Origin of the sequence: Streptomyces fructofermentans (assembly GCF_014651055.1) — a bacterium.
In the GTDB taxonomy this organism is placed as follows: domain Bacteria; phylum Actinomycetota; class Actinomycetes; order Streptomycetales; family Streptomycetaceae; genus Streptomyces; species Streptomyces fructofermentans.
Genome location: NZ_BMWD01000028.1, coordinates 14,404 through 30,116, shown reverse-complemented (window position 1 = coordinate 30,116; position 15,713 = coordinate 14,404). Strand labels below are relative to the sequence as shown.

At 72.2% G+C, this 15,713-nt stretch carries 17 protein-coding genes; 13 read left to right on the top strand and 4 right to left on the bottom strand.

Translation table 11 applies throughout. From position 1 onward, the window contains the following. Positions 1-16: 16 nt before the first annotated feature. The 4 genes from IE265_RS30590 to IE265_RS30575 all read left to right on the top strand — a co-directional run bounded on the left by IE265_RS30590 (position 17) and on the right by IE265_RS30575 (position 1,813). Entirely contained in the window at positions 17-268 is a 252-nt protein-coding gene (locus tag IE265_RS30590; RefSeq protein WP_055610899.1) for a hypothetical protein, read from the top strand. Positions 269-341: 73 nt separating this feature from the next. Further along, positions 342-791, top strand: coding sequence for a TadE family protein (locus IE265_RS30585; RefSeq protein WP_229916732.1), 450 nt, complete (start codon positions 342-344; stop codon positions 789-791). After that, entirely contained in the window at positions 792-1,322 is a 531-nt protein-coding gene (locus IE265_RS30580) for a TadE/TadG family type IV pilus assembly protein (RefSeq protein ID WP_373303066.1), read from the top strand. After that, a complete protein-coding gene (locus tag IE265_RS30575; protein ID WP_373303065.1) occupies positions 1,322-1,813 on the top strand; it encodes a pilus assembly protein TadG-related protein in 492 nt (163 codons plus the stop codon). Before IE265_RS30580 ends, IE265_RS30575 begins: the two co-directional genes overlap by 1 nt. Before the next feature lie 31 nt (positions 1,814-1,844). On the opposite strand, the gene IE265_RS30570 is transcribed toward IE265_RS30575, so the two are convergent. After that, positions 1,845-2,168, bottom strand: coding sequence for a hypothetical protein (locus tag IE265_RS30570; protein ID WP_190038983.1), 324 nt, complete (start codon positions 2,166-2,168; stop codon positions 1,845-1,847). 497 nt (positions 2,169-2,665) lie between these two features. Between IE265_RS30570 and IE265_RS30565 the strand changes: the two genes are divergently transcribed. The 5 genes from IE265_RS30565 (at position 2,666) to IE265_RS30545 (ending at position 9,742) form a co-directional block, all read left to right on the top strand. Further along, on the top strand, positions 2,666-5,713 hold the full coding sequence (locus IE265_RS30565) for a bacterial transcriptional activator domain-containing protein (protein WP_190038982.1): 3,048 nt from the start codon (positions 2,666-2,668) through the stop codon (positions 5,711-5,713). Beyond that, positions 5,710-6,441 (top strand): prepilin peptidase, encoded by a 732-nt coding sequence (locus tag IE265_RS30560; protein WP_190038981.1) that lies wholly within the window; start codon positions 5,710-5,712, stop codon positions 6,439-6,441. The genes IE265_RS30565 and IE265_RS30560 overlap by 4 nt, the downstream gene beginning before the upstream one ends. A gap of 71 nt (positions 6,442-6,512) precedes the next feature. Next, positions 6,513-7,712 (top strand): cyclic dehypoxanthinyl futalosine synthase, encoded by a 1,200-nt coding sequence (mqnC, locus tag IE265_RS30555; protein ID WP_190038980.1) that lies wholly within the window; start codon positions 6,513-6,515, stop codon positions 7,710-7,712. A gap of 18 nt (positions 7,713-7,730) precedes the next feature. Then, the gene (locus IE265_RS30550) at positions 7,731-8,180 is read left to right on the top strand and encodes an imidazolonepropionase-like domain-containing protein (RefSeq protein ID WP_190038979.1); all 450 of its coding nucleotides are present in this window, start codon (positions 7,731-7,733) and stop codon (positions 8,178-8,180) included. Between the two features lie 866 nt (positions 8,181-9,046). Beyond that, positions 9,047-9,742 (top strand): demethylmenaquinone methyltransferase, encoded by a 696-nt coding sequence (locus IE265_RS30545; protein WP_190038978.1) that lies wholly within the window; start codon positions 9,047-9,049, stop codon positions 9,740-9,742. A 34-nt stretch (positions 9,743-9,776) separates the two neighbouring features. Here IE265_RS30545 and IE265_RS30540 read toward each other — a convergent pair whose 3' ends face one another. Beyond that, positions 9,777-10,115: a PASTA domain-containing protein gene (locus IE265_RS30540; protein ID WP_190038977.1), complete on the bottom strand. Its 339-nt coding sequence runs from the start codon at positions 10,113-10,115 to the stop codon at positions 9,777-9,779. A 122-nt stretch (positions 10,116-10,237) separates the two neighbouring features. After that, on the bottom strand, positions 10,238-10,744 hold the full coding sequence (locus tag IE265_RS30535) for a GNAT family N-acetyltransferase (protein WP_190038976.1): 507 nt from the start codon (positions 10,742-10,744) through the stop codon (positions 10,238-10,240). A gap of 113 nt (positions 10,745-10,857) precedes the next feature. Between IE265_RS30535 and IE265_RS30530 the strand changes: the two genes are divergently transcribed. Beyond that, positions 10,858-12,162, top strand: coding sequence for a geranylgeranyl reductase family protein (locus IE265_RS30530; RefSeq protein ID WP_190038975.1), 1,305 nt, complete (start codon positions 10,858-10,860; stop codon positions 12,160-12,162). 239 nt (positions 12,163-12,401) lie between these two features. Here the strand turns inward: IE265_RS30530 and IE265_RS30525 are convergent, their stop codons facing one another. Next, positions 12,402-13,226 (bottom strand): C40 family peptidase, encoded by an 825-nt coding sequence (locus IE265_RS30525; protein WP_190038974.1) that lies wholly within the window; start codon positions 13,224-13,226, stop codon positions 12,402-12,404. A 766-nt stretch (positions 13,227-13,992) separates the two neighbouring features. On the opposite strand from IE265_RS30525, the gene IE265_RS30520 reads away from it, so the two are divergent. Genes IE265_RS30520 through IE265_RS30510 form a run of 3 tightly spaced genes read left to right on the top strand, consistent with a single transcriptional unit; the run spans position 13,993 to position 15,679 of the window. Further along, a complete protein-coding gene (locus tag IE265_RS30520; RefSeq protein WP_033319564.1) occupies positions 13,993-14,352 on the top strand; it encodes an NADH-quinone oxidoreductase subunit A in 360 nt (119 codons plus the stop codon). Between the two features lie 32 nt (positions 14,353-14,384). Next, positions 14,385-14,939, top strand: a complete 555-nt coding sequence (locus IE265_RS30515) for a NuoB/complex I 20 kDa subunit family protein (protein WP_010041554.1) — start codon at positions 14,385-14,387, stop codon at positions 14,937-14,939. Next, positions 14,936-15,679, top strand: a complete 744-nt coding sequence (locus IE265_RS30510; protein WP_190038973.1) for an NADH-quinone oxidoreductase subunit C — start codon at positions 14,936-14,938, stop codon at positions 15,677-15,679. Before IE265_RS30515 ends, IE265_RS30510 begins: the two co-directional genes overlap by 4 nt. Positions 15,680-15,713 lie beyond the last annotated feature (34 nt).

The window sequence follows — 15,713 nt, the reverse complement described above, 5'->3', positions numbered from 1 at the left end:
GAGAGGACAACTCATCATGAACGGACGGAACTTCAGCACCGGCATCCCGGGGGTGGACTTCCTGATCACCTTCCTCCAGGGCCGGGTGCAGCGCGCCCGCTCCGGTGAACTCGACCGCGGGGCCTCCGCGGTGGAGTGGGTCATCATCTCGGCGGTCGTCGTCGCGATCGTCGGCGTGGTCGCCGCGATCATCAACGCCGCGCTGAGCGACGGCGCCAACAAGGTCGGCGACTGCATCAAGGGCGCGGACGCGGGCAGCACCTGCTGACCCCGGCACCGTCCGGTCCCGCCCGCACGACCATGTCCCGCACGACCACTTCTCGCACGACGTCCATACGGGGTTGCTGGTGAGCGTACGAAGCTGGCTGCGCCGCAGGGTGGAGGCCGCCTCCGCCCGCGGCGACTCCGGCATGACCGCGATCGAGTTCGTGCTGCTCACGCCCCTGCTCTTCTTCATGATCTTCGCGACGGTGCAGTTCGCGCTGTACTTCTTCGCGGACCATGTGGCGCAGGCCGCGGCTCAGGCAGGCGCCCGCAAGGCACGTGCCACGGCCGACGAGTCGCCGGGCGCGTGGCGCGGCGAGGCGCAGGACGTCGTGGCCGGCTACATCGCGCAACTGGGCCCGCAACTGGTGCTGTCGCCCGACGTGCGGACCGTGCAGCCGCAGGCGAACACGGTGGGCGTGGAGATCACTGCGAAGGTGCCGTCGGTCTTCCCGGGCCTCGACCTGACCGTGCACGCGCAGTCGGTGGGACCGGTGGAGCGGTTCGTGAAGGAGGGCGAGAACTAGATGCTCCCGTCCGCACGCCAACGGGACTCCTCCCGGCCCGGCGCTGTGTCCCGGCCCCGCGCCGCCTGCACAGCCCCCACCGCACGCGCCTCGACTGCCGTGTCTGCCACGCACTCCCGGCTCCGCCCCTCGGGGGAGGACCGCGACCGCGGGCTGTCCACCATCGAGGTGGTGATCCTCGCCCCGGTGATGATCCTGTTCATCCTCGTGCTGGTGGCCTTCGGCCAACTCGTCGACGGACGCGGGGCGCTCGACGGGGCGGCCCGGGACGCGGCACGCTCCGGCTCGCTCCAGCGGGACGCGGCCTCCGCGATGGCCGAGGCGCAGAAGGCCGCCGACGCGGACCTCGCCGACGTGTGCGCGGGCCCGGTGACGGTGGACAAGACCAGCCCGGGGTTCGAGGACGCCGACCTCTTCACCGTGGAGGTGAGCTGCGAGGTGCGGGGCCTGGCGATGCTGGGCCTGGACGTGCCGACCCGGCTGACCTCGACGTTCACGTCGCCGCTGGACCCGTTCAAGAGGAAGGCGTGATGAGGGGGATGCGCGGGACGGCAGGACGCGTCCAAAGCACCGTGCGGACGTGGGCGGACGCACGCCGCGCACGCCTGGACGACCGCGGCTCGGGCGCCGGCGCGGTGATCATCTTCGCGCTCGTCTTCCTGTCCCTGTCGGCGTTCGTCATCGACGGCGGCCTGTCCATCTCCAAGCGCGAACGCGCCGCCGACATCGCCGAGCAGGCCGCCCGCTACGCCGCCCAGGACGTCGACCTCGAAGAGCTCTACGAGAACGAGGGCGCCGGTGCGCCCATCCTTTTCGAGAACTGCGGCGAGCGGGTGCGGGAGTTCGCCCGGGAGATGGGCATGACCGGCGCGGACGTCGCGGCCACGCGCTGCGTGGCCGCCACGGCGGACGAGGTCGAGGTCGAGGTCCAGCTCACGTACTCGCCGGTGTTCACCGGCATGTTCTACGGCGGTGACGTGGTGGTCAGGGGCCGTGCCGTGGCGGAGAACGAGGTCGGCTGACCGGCCCCGGCAGCCCGGCCGGGAGCGCCTGCTACTCCTTGCCGCCCGTGTCCTCGGACCGCACACCCTCGGAGACCTGCTTGGCCAGGTCGTCGTCCAGCTTCTTGAACTCGCGGACGACCGCCTCGGACATCTGGGCCAGCGCGTCGAGCTGCTGGTTGATGTCCTCGCGCCCGTCCTCCCAGTTGGACTCGAAGTCCTCCAGCTTGTCGTAGACGCCGCCGTCGCCGATGTCGTCGCGGTACGACTCGAAGAGCTTCTTGGTGTGGTTCATCCGCGTCTTGATGTCACGCAGCCGGGTGCCGTAGTCCTCCAGCTCGCTCAGCGGGAGCGCGAGGTCCGGTTTGCTTCCCATGGTCAGGTCCCCCCTGTGGTGCGCGTGCCGAGAGCGGGCCGGTGTGCCCCGCGAACCGGAAGGTACCCGCAGGGGCGCCGAAGAGGTAGGGGACGCCCGCGCGGGAGCGGGGAAGGCGCCCCTGCGGGAGACGGGCACGGCGGGCCGGCGGTTCCCTCGACGGGCGGGTGCGCCGGTGAACGCGGCGTCCGGACGTCCCGGTTGTGAGGATGCGGCGACTGCCGGGCGGGGACGGTGTGGTGACCGTGAGGTTCGTGACAGGACGGTTGCGAACGGCCTCCCGCGGCGGACGGAACACCCCAAATGCGGACGCCGGCGCGGCCTGCCCGGGTACGCGCATCACCGAGCAAGTCCGGCCAACCGGGCGGGTGGTGAGGAATCCGGCGCCTCGTCTGCGGCGGCACCCTGTCAGCCCTTCGACACCCTCAATAGGATCTAAGTAGGCTCGGTGCACCCCCGCATCCACTCCCTCCCCACACGACACCAGGACACCCGCCATGGCGCGACGTACCACTTCCAACTCGACGGGAACCTCGCCGGGTCCGAGGAATCGGACGCCGCAGCCCCTGCCCCGCCGCCGCCGTACGGTCGGGGACTTCGCCAAGGCGCTCCTCGCCCTCGTGGCACTCCTGGTGCTGCTCGTGGGCGTGCCGGGAGCGCTGGCCACCCAGATCGGCTGGCCGCTGCCCTCCGGGTCGCCGGGTCTGGACTGGCTCCAGAGGCCGATCACCGTCGACACGTTCGTCAACGTCCTGACGGTCGTCGTCTGGTTCGCCTGGGCCCAGTTCACCGCGTGCGTGCTCGTCGAGGTGAAGGCCGCGCTGTCGGGGGTCGGCCTGCCGAACCGAGTGCCGGGGGCGGGCCCGAGCCAGTTGCTCGCCCGCCAACTGGTGGCGGCGCTGCTGCTCGTCGGTGCCACGGCGGCCAGCTTCGCGCCGGGACTCTCCCAGCTCGGCCAGCAGTTGGAGGGCAACCAGCGGCCGGTGGCCGCGGCGGCGCAGCAGACGCCGGGCGGACTCCTCGGCAGCCAGGAGCAGAACGCCTCGGCCGCCGCCGCGCTGGCCGAGCAGGCGCTGCACGCCGCGGCCCGCGCCGAGGCCGCGCAGGGCGCCCAAGTGGGCGATGACGACACGAAGTTCTACCGGATCCAGCCGCCCGAGGGCCGCCACCACGACTCCCTGTGGGAGATCGCCGAGCGGCACCTGGGCGACGGACGCCGGTACAAGGAGATCTACCGGCTGAACAAGGACCGTACGCAGCCGGACGGTTCGAAACTGTCCGAGGCCAGCCTGATCCGGCCCGGCTGGATCATGGAGATGCCCGGCGACGCCCGCGGCGGCGACCTCGTCGAGGTGCCCGACGAGGCTCCCGCGGTCTCCGAGGAGGCGCAGCGGCAGATCTCCGACTACGCCAGGACCGGCGACGGCGACCGGCGGCAGGGCGGCGCACGGCAGGAGGGCGCGGGGCAGGGCGGCGGGTCCGTCGACCGCGACACCGCCCACATCAGCCTTCCCGAGCAGCGCCCGGCGCCGGACCGGGGGCACGGGCAGCCGGAAGGCAGGGGCCAGGGAGACGACCAGGAGCAGGGCCAGGGGCAGGGCGGAGACGCGCAGGGGGACCGGGAGCACGCGGCGCCCGCCGCGGGCGAGGACGGCGGCTTCGGACTGCCGCAGGCCCTGCTCGGCGCCCCGCTCCTCGCCGCCGGACTCCTCGGGGCCCTGGGCAGGCGCCGCCGCCAGGCGCTCTGGCACTCCGCCCTCGGGGCCGTCGGCGGACGCCGCGGCATGGAGCCGCCGACGCCCACCGGCGCTGCCGCCGACGCGCAGGACGCGCTGCTCGTGGGGGCCGACCCCGAGGGCGTCCGCCTCCTCGACCGGTCGCTGCGCGGGCTCGCGGCGGCGCTCGCCGGGGAGTCCCGCCCGCTGCCGACCGTGTACGCGGCCTGGATGAGCGGCAACGGCGACCTGCACCTCCAGCTCGCGCAGCCCGCCGGCAGGCCGCCGACGCCGTGGCAGCTCGGGCAGGACCAGACGTTCTGGATGCTCGCGCGGGCCGACGCCGAGCGGTACGAGGACGTGGACACGGCCGCCCCGTACCCCGGACTGGTCAGCCTCGGCACGATGGACGACTCGCGGCTGCTGCTCAACCTGGAGTCGGTGCCCGGCATCGTCTCGCTGAGCGGCCGCGAGCAGGACCGGGCGGGCGTCTTCGCCTCGGTGGCCGCCGAGTTGGCGACCAGCGGCTGGTCCGACCGCATGACGATCACCCTCGTCGGGTTCGGCGAGGACCTCACCCCGCTCGCGCCCAACCGGCTGCGCCACCTCGACGACGTCGAGGCGCTCGTGGAGACCATGGAGGCGGAGACCCGGCAGCGGCGGGGTGCGCTCGGCGCCGCCGGGCAGGACTCCGTCCTCACCGGGCGCACGGGCCCCGCGCAGCACACCCGCTGGGCCCCGCACCTCGTGCTCCTGGCCGCCGAACCGTCCGCCGAGGACGCCGTCAAGCTCGCCGAACTGGCCGCCGACGCGAGCCGGTTGGGCATCGGGTACCTGGTCGGAACGGAGTCCGGCGACCTGCCGGGCGCCGCCTGGGAGATGGAGATCACCGGCGAGGGCAGGCTGCTGGCGCCGCTGCTCGGCCTCGAACTCGACGCGCAGCTCCTGCCGGTGGCCCAGCAGCGGGCCGTCGTCGAGCTGTTCGTCGACGCCGACCCCGAGCACTCCGACGACCGCCCCGCGACCACCCCGCCGTTCCTCGTCGACGTCAGCGAGCAGGGCCGCCCCGCGGTGTACGCGCGGCTCGTCGGACCGTACGAGATCATCGGGCTCGACACTCCGGACGGCGAGCGCAGCGCTCTGCTGCACGAGGCGCTCGCGCTGCTGCTCCTGCACCGCGAGGGCGTCCACCCGCGCGTGCTGTCCTCCGCGCTGTGGCCGCGCGGCGTCACCGACGACGTGCGCGACGCCCTCGTGGAGCGCCTGCGCGGCTGGCTGGGCGGCGACCCGGACGGCACACAGCGGCTCGGCAGCGACGCGACCGGCCGGCTCACCCTCGCCAAGTCCGTCGTCTCCGACTTGGACGTGCTGCGCTCGCTCTACCACGAGGCCACCCAGGGCCGCGGGGCCGACAGCCGCGCGGTGCGCGGGCGGCTGCTGACCGACGCGCTCGTGCTGGTACGGGGCCCGCTGCTCGCCGAGCGCCCCGACGGACGGTACGGCTGGCTTACCCACGAGATCATCGACGCGCAACTGCCCCTGCTGGTAGCGGACATCGGGCTCGCCCTGTCCGCGTTCCACCTGGAGAAGGACCGCGCGGAGAAGGCCATCGAGGCGCTCGACGCGGCGCTGGGCTCCGCGCCGGACGACGAACGCCTGTGGAACGAACTGCTGCGCGCGACCCACGCCACCGGTGACAGCGAGCGCCTGAGGCGGCTGGCCGCCGACCTCGTGGCCCGCAGCGGCGCGCGCGGGCTGCCGTCGCGGACCGAGGCCCTGCTGGACGAGCTGCTGCCCACGTGGCGCAGCGGCGCGGCTGCCGTGGGATGAGCGGCGACCCGCTGCTGATCGCCGCCGCGGCCCTGTGGGGCGCGGCGGCCGGCCTCCTCGTCCCGAGGCCCGCCCACCGCTTCTCCGTCACCCCCGACGAGGAGTGGCGGACGACGTGCCCCGAGGGCCACCCGATCACGGGGCCGCTCGGTCCGGCACGCTGCCGGGCCTGCGGGGGGCGCGCGTACGGGCCGGGTGCCGTACGGGTCTCCCTCGCCGCGGCACTGGTCTGCGCGGCCCTCGCCGCGGCCACCGGGACCCGTCCCGAGCTGGCCGTCTGGCTGCTCCTCGCCCCGCTCGGCGTCCTCCTCGCGGTCGTGGACTTCTCGGTGCAGCGGCTGCCCGACGTGCTGACGCTGTCGCTCGCCGCCGCCGCGCTCGCGCTGCTGGGGGCCGCGGCCGCGCTGCCGGAGCACGCCGGGGACTGGCCGCACGCCCTGTACGGGGCCCTGGCGCTGGGCGGCGGCTACTTCGTCCTGTTCCTCGTCAACCCCGCCGGCATGGGCTTCGGCGACGTGAAGCTCGCCCTCGGCCTCGGCGCCGTCCTCGGCTGGTACGGCTGGGGGACCGTGCTGCTCGGCACCTTCGCCGGGTTCCTGTTCGGCGGCCTGTACGGGGCCGCTCTGGTCGTCGCGCGCCGGGCCGGGCGCAAGACCTCCATCCCCTTCGGCCCGTTCCTCATCGGCGGTGCCCTCGCCGGGCTGCTGGTGGGGGCGTACACGGCCTGACGTCGGTCCCGGCGATCGCCTGGCGTACGCTGGATCAGTCCGTCCACACCCCTATGAAAGGGACCGCTCCGGTGACCGAGAAGGCCGACCTCCAGTCCGTCCTCGACCGTGCCGCCGAGGGTGGGCGGATCACCCCGGAAGAGGCGCTCGACCTCTACCGCGACGCCCCGCTGCACGCGCTCGGCGCGGCCGCCGACGCCGTGCGCCGCCGCCGCTACGCCGGTACGGAGCACATCGCGACGTACATCATCGAGCGGAACATCAACTACACGAACGTCTGTGTCACGGCGTGCAAGTTCTGCGCGTTCTACGCCCCGCCGAAGGCCGAGGACAAGGGCTGGACCCGCGACCTCGACGACATCCTGCGCCGCTGCGCGGAGACCGTCGAGCTGGGCGGCACGCAGATCATGTTCCAGGGCGGGCACCACCCGGACTTCGGTGTCGAGTACTACGAGGAGCACTTCTCCGCGATCAAGGCCGCGTACCCGCAGCTCGTCATCCACAGCCTGGGGGCGAGCGAGGTCGAGCACATGGCCCGGATCTCCAAGGTCTCCGCGAAGGAGGCCATCGAGCGCATCCACGCCGCCGGTCTCGACTCCTTCGCCGGCGCCGGTGCCGAACTGCTGCCCGCGCGGCCCCGGAAGGCCATCGCCCCGCTGAAGGAGAGCGGCGAGCGCTGGCTGGAGATCATGGAGATCGCGCACAACCTCGGCGTGGAGTCCACGTCCACGATGCTCATGGGCACCGGCGAGACCAACGCCGAGCGCATCGAGCACCTGCGGATGATCCGTGACGTGCAGGACCGCACGGGCGGCTTCCGCGCCTTCATCCCGTACACGTACCAGCCCGAGAACAACCACCTCAAGGGCCGTACGCAGGCCACGCTCTTCGAGTACCTGCGGATGATCGCGATCGCGCGGCTGTTCATGGACAACATCGCCCACATCCAGGGCTCGTGGCTGACCACCGGCAAGGAGGTCGGCCAGCTCTCCCTGCACTACGGCGCGGACGACCTCGGCTCGATCATGCTGGAGGAGAACGTCGTCTCCTCCGCCGGCGCCAAGCACCGCTCCAACCGCATGGAGATCATCGACCTGATCCGCAAGGCGGGGCGCGTCCCGGCCCAGCGGGCGACGACGTACGAGCACCTCGTCGTGCACGAGGACCCGGCCCAGGACCCGGTCGACGAGCGCGTCCAGTCGCACATCTCCTCCACGGCGATCGAGGGCGGCACGGCCCACCCGGAGCTGAAGCTCCTCGCCTCCAACTGAGGCGGGCGGGAAGGCCAGTTGGAGACGATCCACACCGCCGGGGAGGTACGCCTCGACTGGGAGGGCGGAGAGCCGATCCCGGACGGGGCGGTCGTCGTGGCGGGGGACCGGGTGGCGGCCGTCGGTACGTTCGCGGAGGTCCGTGAGCGGTTCCCGCGGGCCCGTGTGCGGCGGTGGCCGGGAGTGCTCGGGCCCGCCCTCGTGCACCGGGGGCCCGTCCCGGACGCCCCCACACCGCGCGAGCGGGTCCACGCGGTGCTGAAGCTGGGGGCGGTGGCCGTGCTGGAGGAGTACGCCGACCTGCCCGGGCTGCGGGCCGCCGCCGGGCGTACGGACGTGGTCGTCGTGGCGAGTGCGGCGCCGCCGGTGGTGCGGGAGGCGGGGCGGGCCGACCTGGCCGTGTTCGCCGAGGACGGTGTCTGCGTGGCCACGGTGTGCGCGGGGCGGCTGGTCCACCGCCGGCACTAGCGCGGCTCGCTCCGCGTCTGGGCCGCACGTTTCCCTGTGCGGGTGCGTTGCGGCCGGAGTGCGCAGGTCCCCGCGCCCCTGGGGTGCTCGGGGTCCGCCCCGACCTGCGGGTCCGTCGCGGCTGCCCGCGCCACTGGGGGTCCGGGTCCGCTGGGACCTGCGGGTCTGTTGTGGCTGGCCGCGCAGTTCCCCGCGCCCCTGGGCGAGTTGGGCGCGCCCGTGCCCTTGAGGGGCGCGGGGAACGGCGCGCTCAGCCCTCGCGGGGCGGCAGTCGGCGATGCACGGGGTGCACCCGTGCCTTTCAGGGGCGCGGGGAACGGCGCGCTCAGCCCCTGCCGGGGCGGCAGGCGGCGATGCACCAGGTGCACCCCGCGCCCTTGAGGGGCGCGAGGAACTGCGCGCTCAGCCCCTGCCGGGCCGCAGTCGGCGATGTATCGAGGGGCACCCCGTGCCTTTCAGGGGCGCGGAGAACGGCGCGCTCAGCCCTCGCGGGGCGGCAGTCGGCGATGCACCGGGTGCACCCGTGCCTTTCAGGGGCGCGGGGAACGGCGCGCTCAGCCCTCGCGGGCCCGCAGGCGGCGATGCACCGGGTGCACCCCGCGCCCTTGAGGGGCGCGAGGAACTGCGCGCTCAGCCTCTGCCGGGCTGCAGTCGGCGATGTATCGAGGGGCACCCCGTGCCTTTCAGGGGCGCGGGGAACTGCGCGACAAGCCCTCGCCGGGGCGCGGCCCGGGGACTCGCGGGGTGCCCACCCCGTGAAGGCCCGGGCGAACGCCCCCACATCGGCGGGCCCGCGGGACCGTGCCGCACGCGGCTGCGGGCCGGGTGCCGGAGTGCCGCCCGGCCCGTACTGCCACAATGGGACGGTGACCCGCGCATCCCTGAACAAACAGCCGCACGAAGTCGCTTCGATGTTCGACGACGTGGCGGAACGCTACGACCTGACGAACGACGTGCTCTCGCTCGGCCAGGACCGGGTGTGGCGCAAGGAGGTCGCGAAGGCCGTCGACGCGCGGCCCGCGCAGAAGATCCTGGACCTGGCGGCCGGCACGGCCACCTCGTCGCTGCCGTTCGCCCGCACGGGCGCCTACGTGGTCCCGTGCGACTTCTCGCTCGGCATGCTCAGGGTCGGCAAGAAGAACCACCCCTGGCTGCCGCTCACCGCGGGCGACGCCACGAAGCTGCCCTTCAAGGACGACACCTTCGACGCGGTGACGATCTCCTTCGGCCTGCGCAACGTGCAGGACACGGACACCGCCCTGCGCGAGCTGCACCGCGTCACGAAGCCGGGCGGACGCGTGGTGATCTGCGAGTTCTCGCATCCCACCTGGGCGCCCTTCCGCACGGTCTACACCGAGTACCTGATGCGCGCGCTGCCGCCGGTGGCCCGCGCGGTCTCCTCCAACCCCGAGGCCTACGTCTACCTCGCCGAGTCCATCCGCGACTGGCCGGACCAGCCCGCGCTCGGGGACCGCCTGGTGAAGGCCGGCTGGTCGAAGGTGGCGTGGCGCAACCTGTCCGGCGGCATCGTCGCGCTGCACCGGGGCTTCAAGCAGGGCTGAGCCGGCGCCCCCGCCCGGGGCGCGTCGGCGCCGTTCACCGCAGTACCTCGAACGGGGCTCCCGGCACGTCGAGTTCACGCCGGAGCCCACCCGGCGGAGGCTGCGCCGGACGGGGCTCGCGCACCCCGGCACCGCCGCCGCCCTCACCCTCGCCGAAGTCGAACCACACCGTGACGACCGCGCCCTGCGGCACCGTCGCACCCGGCGGCGGGTACTGGCGAACGACGTGGTCGACCACCGCCAGATGCAGCTCCGGCCGGTCGGGCGAGGCGAGCAGCACCCCGTGCGCCTCTGCCGTCTCACGCGCGTCCACGGCCATCAGGCCGACGAGCCGCGGTACGCGAATCTCGGGTGTCCTGGGTGTCAGGCGCATGGTCGTCACCCCCAGCGGTACCGGCAGAGTAGGCCCTGCCGGGCCCGTCCGGAAGGCGTCGCGAGCGGCTCCGGAGCCGCTCCGGAGCCGTTCCCGAGACCGCGGGGGCTCGCCGGGGTCCGTCAGAGTGCCAGCCGGAAGCAGTGCCCCAACTGCTGCGAGGAGGGCGACGTGAACGTCTCGGCCAGCTCCATGCCCAGCCGTCTCGTCACGGCGATGGAGCGCTCGTTGCGCGAGTTCACCATCGCCACCACGCTGCGTACGCCCCTCGCGCGCACCCGCTCCACGGTGGCCCGCGCCGCCGCCGTCGCGTAGCCCTTGCCCCAGTGCTCGCGGCCGAGGCGCCAGCCGATCTCGATCTCGCCCTTGGGGCCCCACTCGTAGGGCCACGGCTGCGCTCCGGTGAAGCCGAGGACGCGGCCCTCGTCGTCGAGCATCGTCCAGAAGCAGAAGCCGTGCTCCGCGTCGTGGCGCCGCTGCCGGGCGGTCAACTCCTCGTAGACGGACAGCTCGGCCCGCTTGCCGCCGTGGAACTCCATCACGTCCGGGTGCTCGAAGGCCCGGTGCCAGGCGTAGGCGTCCTCGTCGGTCGGGACGCGCAGGTGTACCACGGGGAGCGCTCGGTTCACGGGGCAGCCCTTCAGCCAGGTGATCGGTAACGCTGCATAGACTGCCCATGTTCAGTGCCCGTCAGCACGCAGATTTCGAGACTTCGCACCGTCGAGACTTGGGAGAAACCGTCGTGACCGAGTCCCAGCCCCTCTCCGAGCACACCGCCGATGTGATCGTCGTCGGGGCCGGGCCAGCCGGTTCCACCACCGCGTACTACCTGGCCAAGGCCGGGTTGGACGTCCTGCTCCTGGAGAAGACCGCCTTTCCCCGCGAGAAGGTGTGCGGGGACGGGCTGACCCCCCGCGCCACCAAGCAGCTCGTCTCGATGGGCATCGACATCTCCGAGGAGGCGGGCTGGCTCCGCAACAAGGGGCTGCGCATCATCGGCGGAGGGGTGCGCCTCCAGCTCGACTGGCCGGACCTGGCCGCCTACCCGGACTACGGACTCGTCCGCAAGCGCGACGACTTCGACGAGCAGCTCGCCCGGCAGGCGCAGAAGGCGGGCGCCCGCCTGCACGAGCGCTGCAACGTCGGCGCCCCGATCCTCGACGAGCGCACGGGCCGCATCATCGGGGTCCACGCGAAGATGGGCGACGCCGACTCCAAGGAGAAGCGCGAGGTCACCTTCCACGCGCCCCTCGTGGTCGCGGCGGACGGCAACTCCACGCGGCTGTCGCTGGCGATGGGCCTGCACCGCCGCGAGGACCGTCCGATGGGTGTCGCGGTGCGCACGTACTTCACGTCCCCGCGCCACGACGACGACTACCTGGAGTCGTGGCTGGAGCTGTGGGACCGCCGCGGCCCCGGCGAGGACCGCCTGCTGCCCGGCTACGGGTGGATCTTCGGCATGGGCGACGGCACGTCGAACGTCGGCCTGGGCGTCCTCAACACCACGTCCTCCTTCAAGGAACTGGACTGGCGCGAGGTCCTCAAGGCCTGGTGCGCCTCCATGCCCGAGGACTGGGGCTACACCCCCGAGAACATGACGATCCCGATCCGCGGCGCCGCCCTGCCCATGGCCTTCAACCGCCAGCCCCACTACACGAAGGGCCTGCTGCTCGTCGGCGACGCGGGCGGCATGGTGAACCCGTTCAACGGCGAGGGGATCGCCTACGCCATGGAGTCCGGCCAGATCGCCGCGGACGTCATCGTGCAGGCCCACGCCCGCGCCACGCCCGCGCAGCGCGAACTGGCGCTCCAGCGCTACCCGAAGGTCCTCAAGGACACCTACGGCGGCTACTACACGCTGGGCCGCGCCTTCGTGAAGCTCATCGGCAACCCGAAGGTCATGAAGATCGCGACGCAGCGGGGCCTGACCCACCCGCTCCTGATGAAGTTCACGCTGAAGATGCTCGCCAACCTCACCGACCCGACGGGCGGCGACGCGATGGACCGCATCATCAACGGACTCTCGAAGGTCGCCCCGAAGGCCTGACCGCGCACGGCCGCACCGGCCGGCCCCGCACCGCACGCGCCGGCCGGCGGCCCGGCACGCGCGGTCCCGCGGACGCGTGCACGCCCGCACGGGGCCCTGTGCGGGCGTGTGCCGCCCCAAAATTCCGAGGCGGACCGAGGCGGACCCGCTGCGCGCGACAGGGCCCCTCGGAGCGCCCAGGGGCACGCCGAAGGGCCGTTCCCCCCATGCGGGAAACGGCCCTTCGGAACGACCTCCGGTCAGAGCACGCGCACCGCGCCGCTCGCCGGGTAGCCCGAGAGGTCCTGGATGACGACGCCCTTCGAGGGGTTGGCCGCGTCCAGGTACTGCCCGCCGCCGATGTAGACACCCGTGTGGTACGCCGAGCCCTTGCCACCCCAGTACAGGATGTCGCCGACCTGGATGTCGGAGAGCGCGACCGGGGTGCCGGCCATCGACTGGTCCTGGGAGACGCGCGGCAGGTCGACGCCGACCTGCTTGAACGCCGCCTGCACCAGGCCGGAGCAGTCCCACGCGTTGGGGCCGGTGGCACCCATCACGTACGCGTCCCCGACCTGTGCCTTCAGGAAGCTGATGACGGTGGCGACGCTCCCGCTGGAGGGCGCGGCGACGTTGCTGCTCGCCGTGGTGGCGGTCAGCGTGGCGCGGTCGGCGGTCCGGCTGGCGCGCTCCGCGGCGGCCTTGCGCGCGGCCTCCGCCTTCGCCTTGGCCTTCTCCTTCGCCACGGCGAGGTCGGCCTTGGCCTGCTTGGCCGCCTTCGCGGCTGCCGCGTCGCGCTCGGCGCGCAGCTCGTAGTCGGCCGCGGCCTGCTGGGTGACGTCTGCCGACGCGGCGACCTGAGCGGACAGGTCGGCCGTGAGGGCGGGCAGCTCGATGGTCTGGGTCACCGGCTCGGCCGCGACGGCCGTTCCGGCGGCACCGGCCACGGCCAGGGTGCTGAGGACGCCACCGGCAACTCCGGCGCGCATCGCGAGCGACGAGTTGCTCCGAGGCCGGGGTTTCCGGTGGCTGCGTATGTGAGCGGTGTGGGACATGGGTACAACCGGTATCAGGGGCTCCCTCATACCTACAAGAAACGTGTGGTGCGCCACAATTGCTCAACGGCGGCCCCGAATTTCCTTCGGGCGGACCCTTATTGACGCCTTAACGGGCATTGCGGACACGGCCCGTCCCGCCTGTGATCATGGGCTTTTCGCGTTACGTCCGAATTGCCCGCGGCCTAGCATCTGTTGAAGCCGTTGGCCAAGCCCGGTTGATTCCGCGCCGTTCCGGTGTGACGGAGGTCACGGAACGGTCACCGCGGGGGCCGCGTCCCGCGCGGGCGGCCGGCCGGGGTCGCGGGAGCGGGCCCGGCGGCGCCTCCCGCTCGTGAACGGATGCACGCGCCCGATCCGTCCACACCGGGCACTCCAACTCCCCCCGAAGTGTGAACGAGTTCCACTATCAAGCGACGAAGTCCAGCGCCAATTTGCCTTCGATCCGGGTCCCTTGATAGTGAACCAGGCCTCCGACCAGCGGCGATGAGCGAAAATGTCACCTCTGGTGATCACTCGGACGCTTCTCGTACGAAGATCGGCACTCATCCGACTTCAAGATCTTTCGACGGGTGGTGGAGATCACAAAGGCGTTGTCGTACCCCGTGTCGCAGATCACAGACCGGCAGGCATAGGATGCGGGGCAGTTGGGCTTGTGACCTGCTTCACATGAGCACGATCTTCGTGGAGCCGCACGGGGCTTGAGAGTCCGGTGGGGCCCGCGGGGTTCGCGAGGCAGGTGTGACGCCCGATGCAACCGCCAGCAGTCAATGCCGACTGAGAGGAGCGAGGAGCGGTGAACGCGTATGCGCCCATCCTCGTGCTGGGAGCCCTCGGGGCAGGCTTTGCGATCTTCTCCGTGGTCATGGCCACGCTTATCGGTCCAAAGCGATACAACCGGGCCAAGCTCGAGGCTTACGAGTGCGGAATCGAGCCGACCCCCACGCCGGCGGGCGGCGGGCGGTTCCCCATCAAGTACTACCTGACGGCGATGCTCTTCATCATTTTCGATATCGAGATCGTCTTCCTCTATCCCTGGGCCGTCACCTTCGACGCGCTGGGGGTTTTCGGGCTCGTGGAGATGCTGCTCTTCGTGCTCACCGTCTTCGTCGCGTACGCGTACGTATGGCGGCGCGGCGGCCTGGAATGGGACTGAACCCCGCATAGGGGACAGAGGAGCCACTGAGCATGGGACTCGAAGAAAAGCTGCCGAGCGGATTCCTGCTGACCACCGTCGAGCAGGCCGCGGGGTGGGTGCGGAAGTCGTCCGTCTTTCCCGCCACCTTCGGCCTCGCCTGCTGCGCCATCGAGATGATGACGACGGGCGCCGGCCGCTACGACCTGGCCCGCTTCGGGATGGAGGTCTTCCGCGGATCGCCCCGCCAGGCGGACCTGATGATCGTCGCGGGACGCGTCAGCCAGAAGATGGCGCCGGTACTGAGGCAGGTCTACGACCAGATGCCGAACCCCAAGTGGGTCATCTCCATGGGGGTTTGCGCTTCCTCGGGCGGCATGTTCAACAACTACGCGATCGTGCAGGGCGTCGATCACATCGTCCCTGTGGATATCTACCTGCCCGGCTGTCCGCCGCGGCCCGAGATGCTGATGGACGCGATCCTCAAGCTCCACCAGAAGATCCAGACCTCGAAGCTCGGCGTGAACGCCGAGGAGGCGGCCCGCGAGGCGGAGGAAGCGGCGCTCAAGGCGCTCCCCACCATCGAGATGAAGGGCCTGCTGCGGTGAGCGACGCGAACGGCACGAACGGCACGAACCCCGAGAAGGACCTGGGCGGCTCCAACCTCCCGGGCCAGCGGGGCGACGGCGGCGAGGAGATCCGCGTCCAGCGCGGCATGTTCGGCGCCCAGAACGGCGGGGACACCTCCGGCTACGGCGGCCTGGTCCGCTCGATCCGGCTCCCCGGGCCGGCCGCCCGACCGTACGGCGGCTGGTTCGACGAGGTCGCCGACGAGCTGGAGGGCGCCCTGGAGGAACAGGACATCGTCCCCGGGAACGCGATCGAGAAGACGGTCGTCGACCGCGACGAGATCACCTTCCACGTCGAACGCGAGTACCTGGAACGGGTCGCCCGGACACTGCGCGACGACCCGGCGCTGCGCTTCGAGCTGTGCACCGGCGTGAGCGGAGTGCACTACCCGCACGACAAGGGCCGCGAGCTGCACGCCGTCTACCACCTGCGATCGATCACCCACAACCGGTTGATCCGCGTCGAGGTCAGCGCCCCGGACAGCGAGCCGCACATCCCCTCGCTCGTCGCGGTCTATCCGACGAACGACTGGCACGAGCGCGAGGCGTACGACTTCTTCGGCATCGTCTTCGACGGTCACCCGGCGCTGACGCGGATCATGATGCCGGACGACTGGCAGGGCCACCCGCAGCGCAAGGACTACCCGCTCGGCGGCATCGCCGTCGAGTACAAGGGTGCCCAGATCCCGGCTCCGGACCAGCGGAGGTCGTACTCATGACTGCCTGTCCGCCGGCAGACCACCGTCCCTCCAC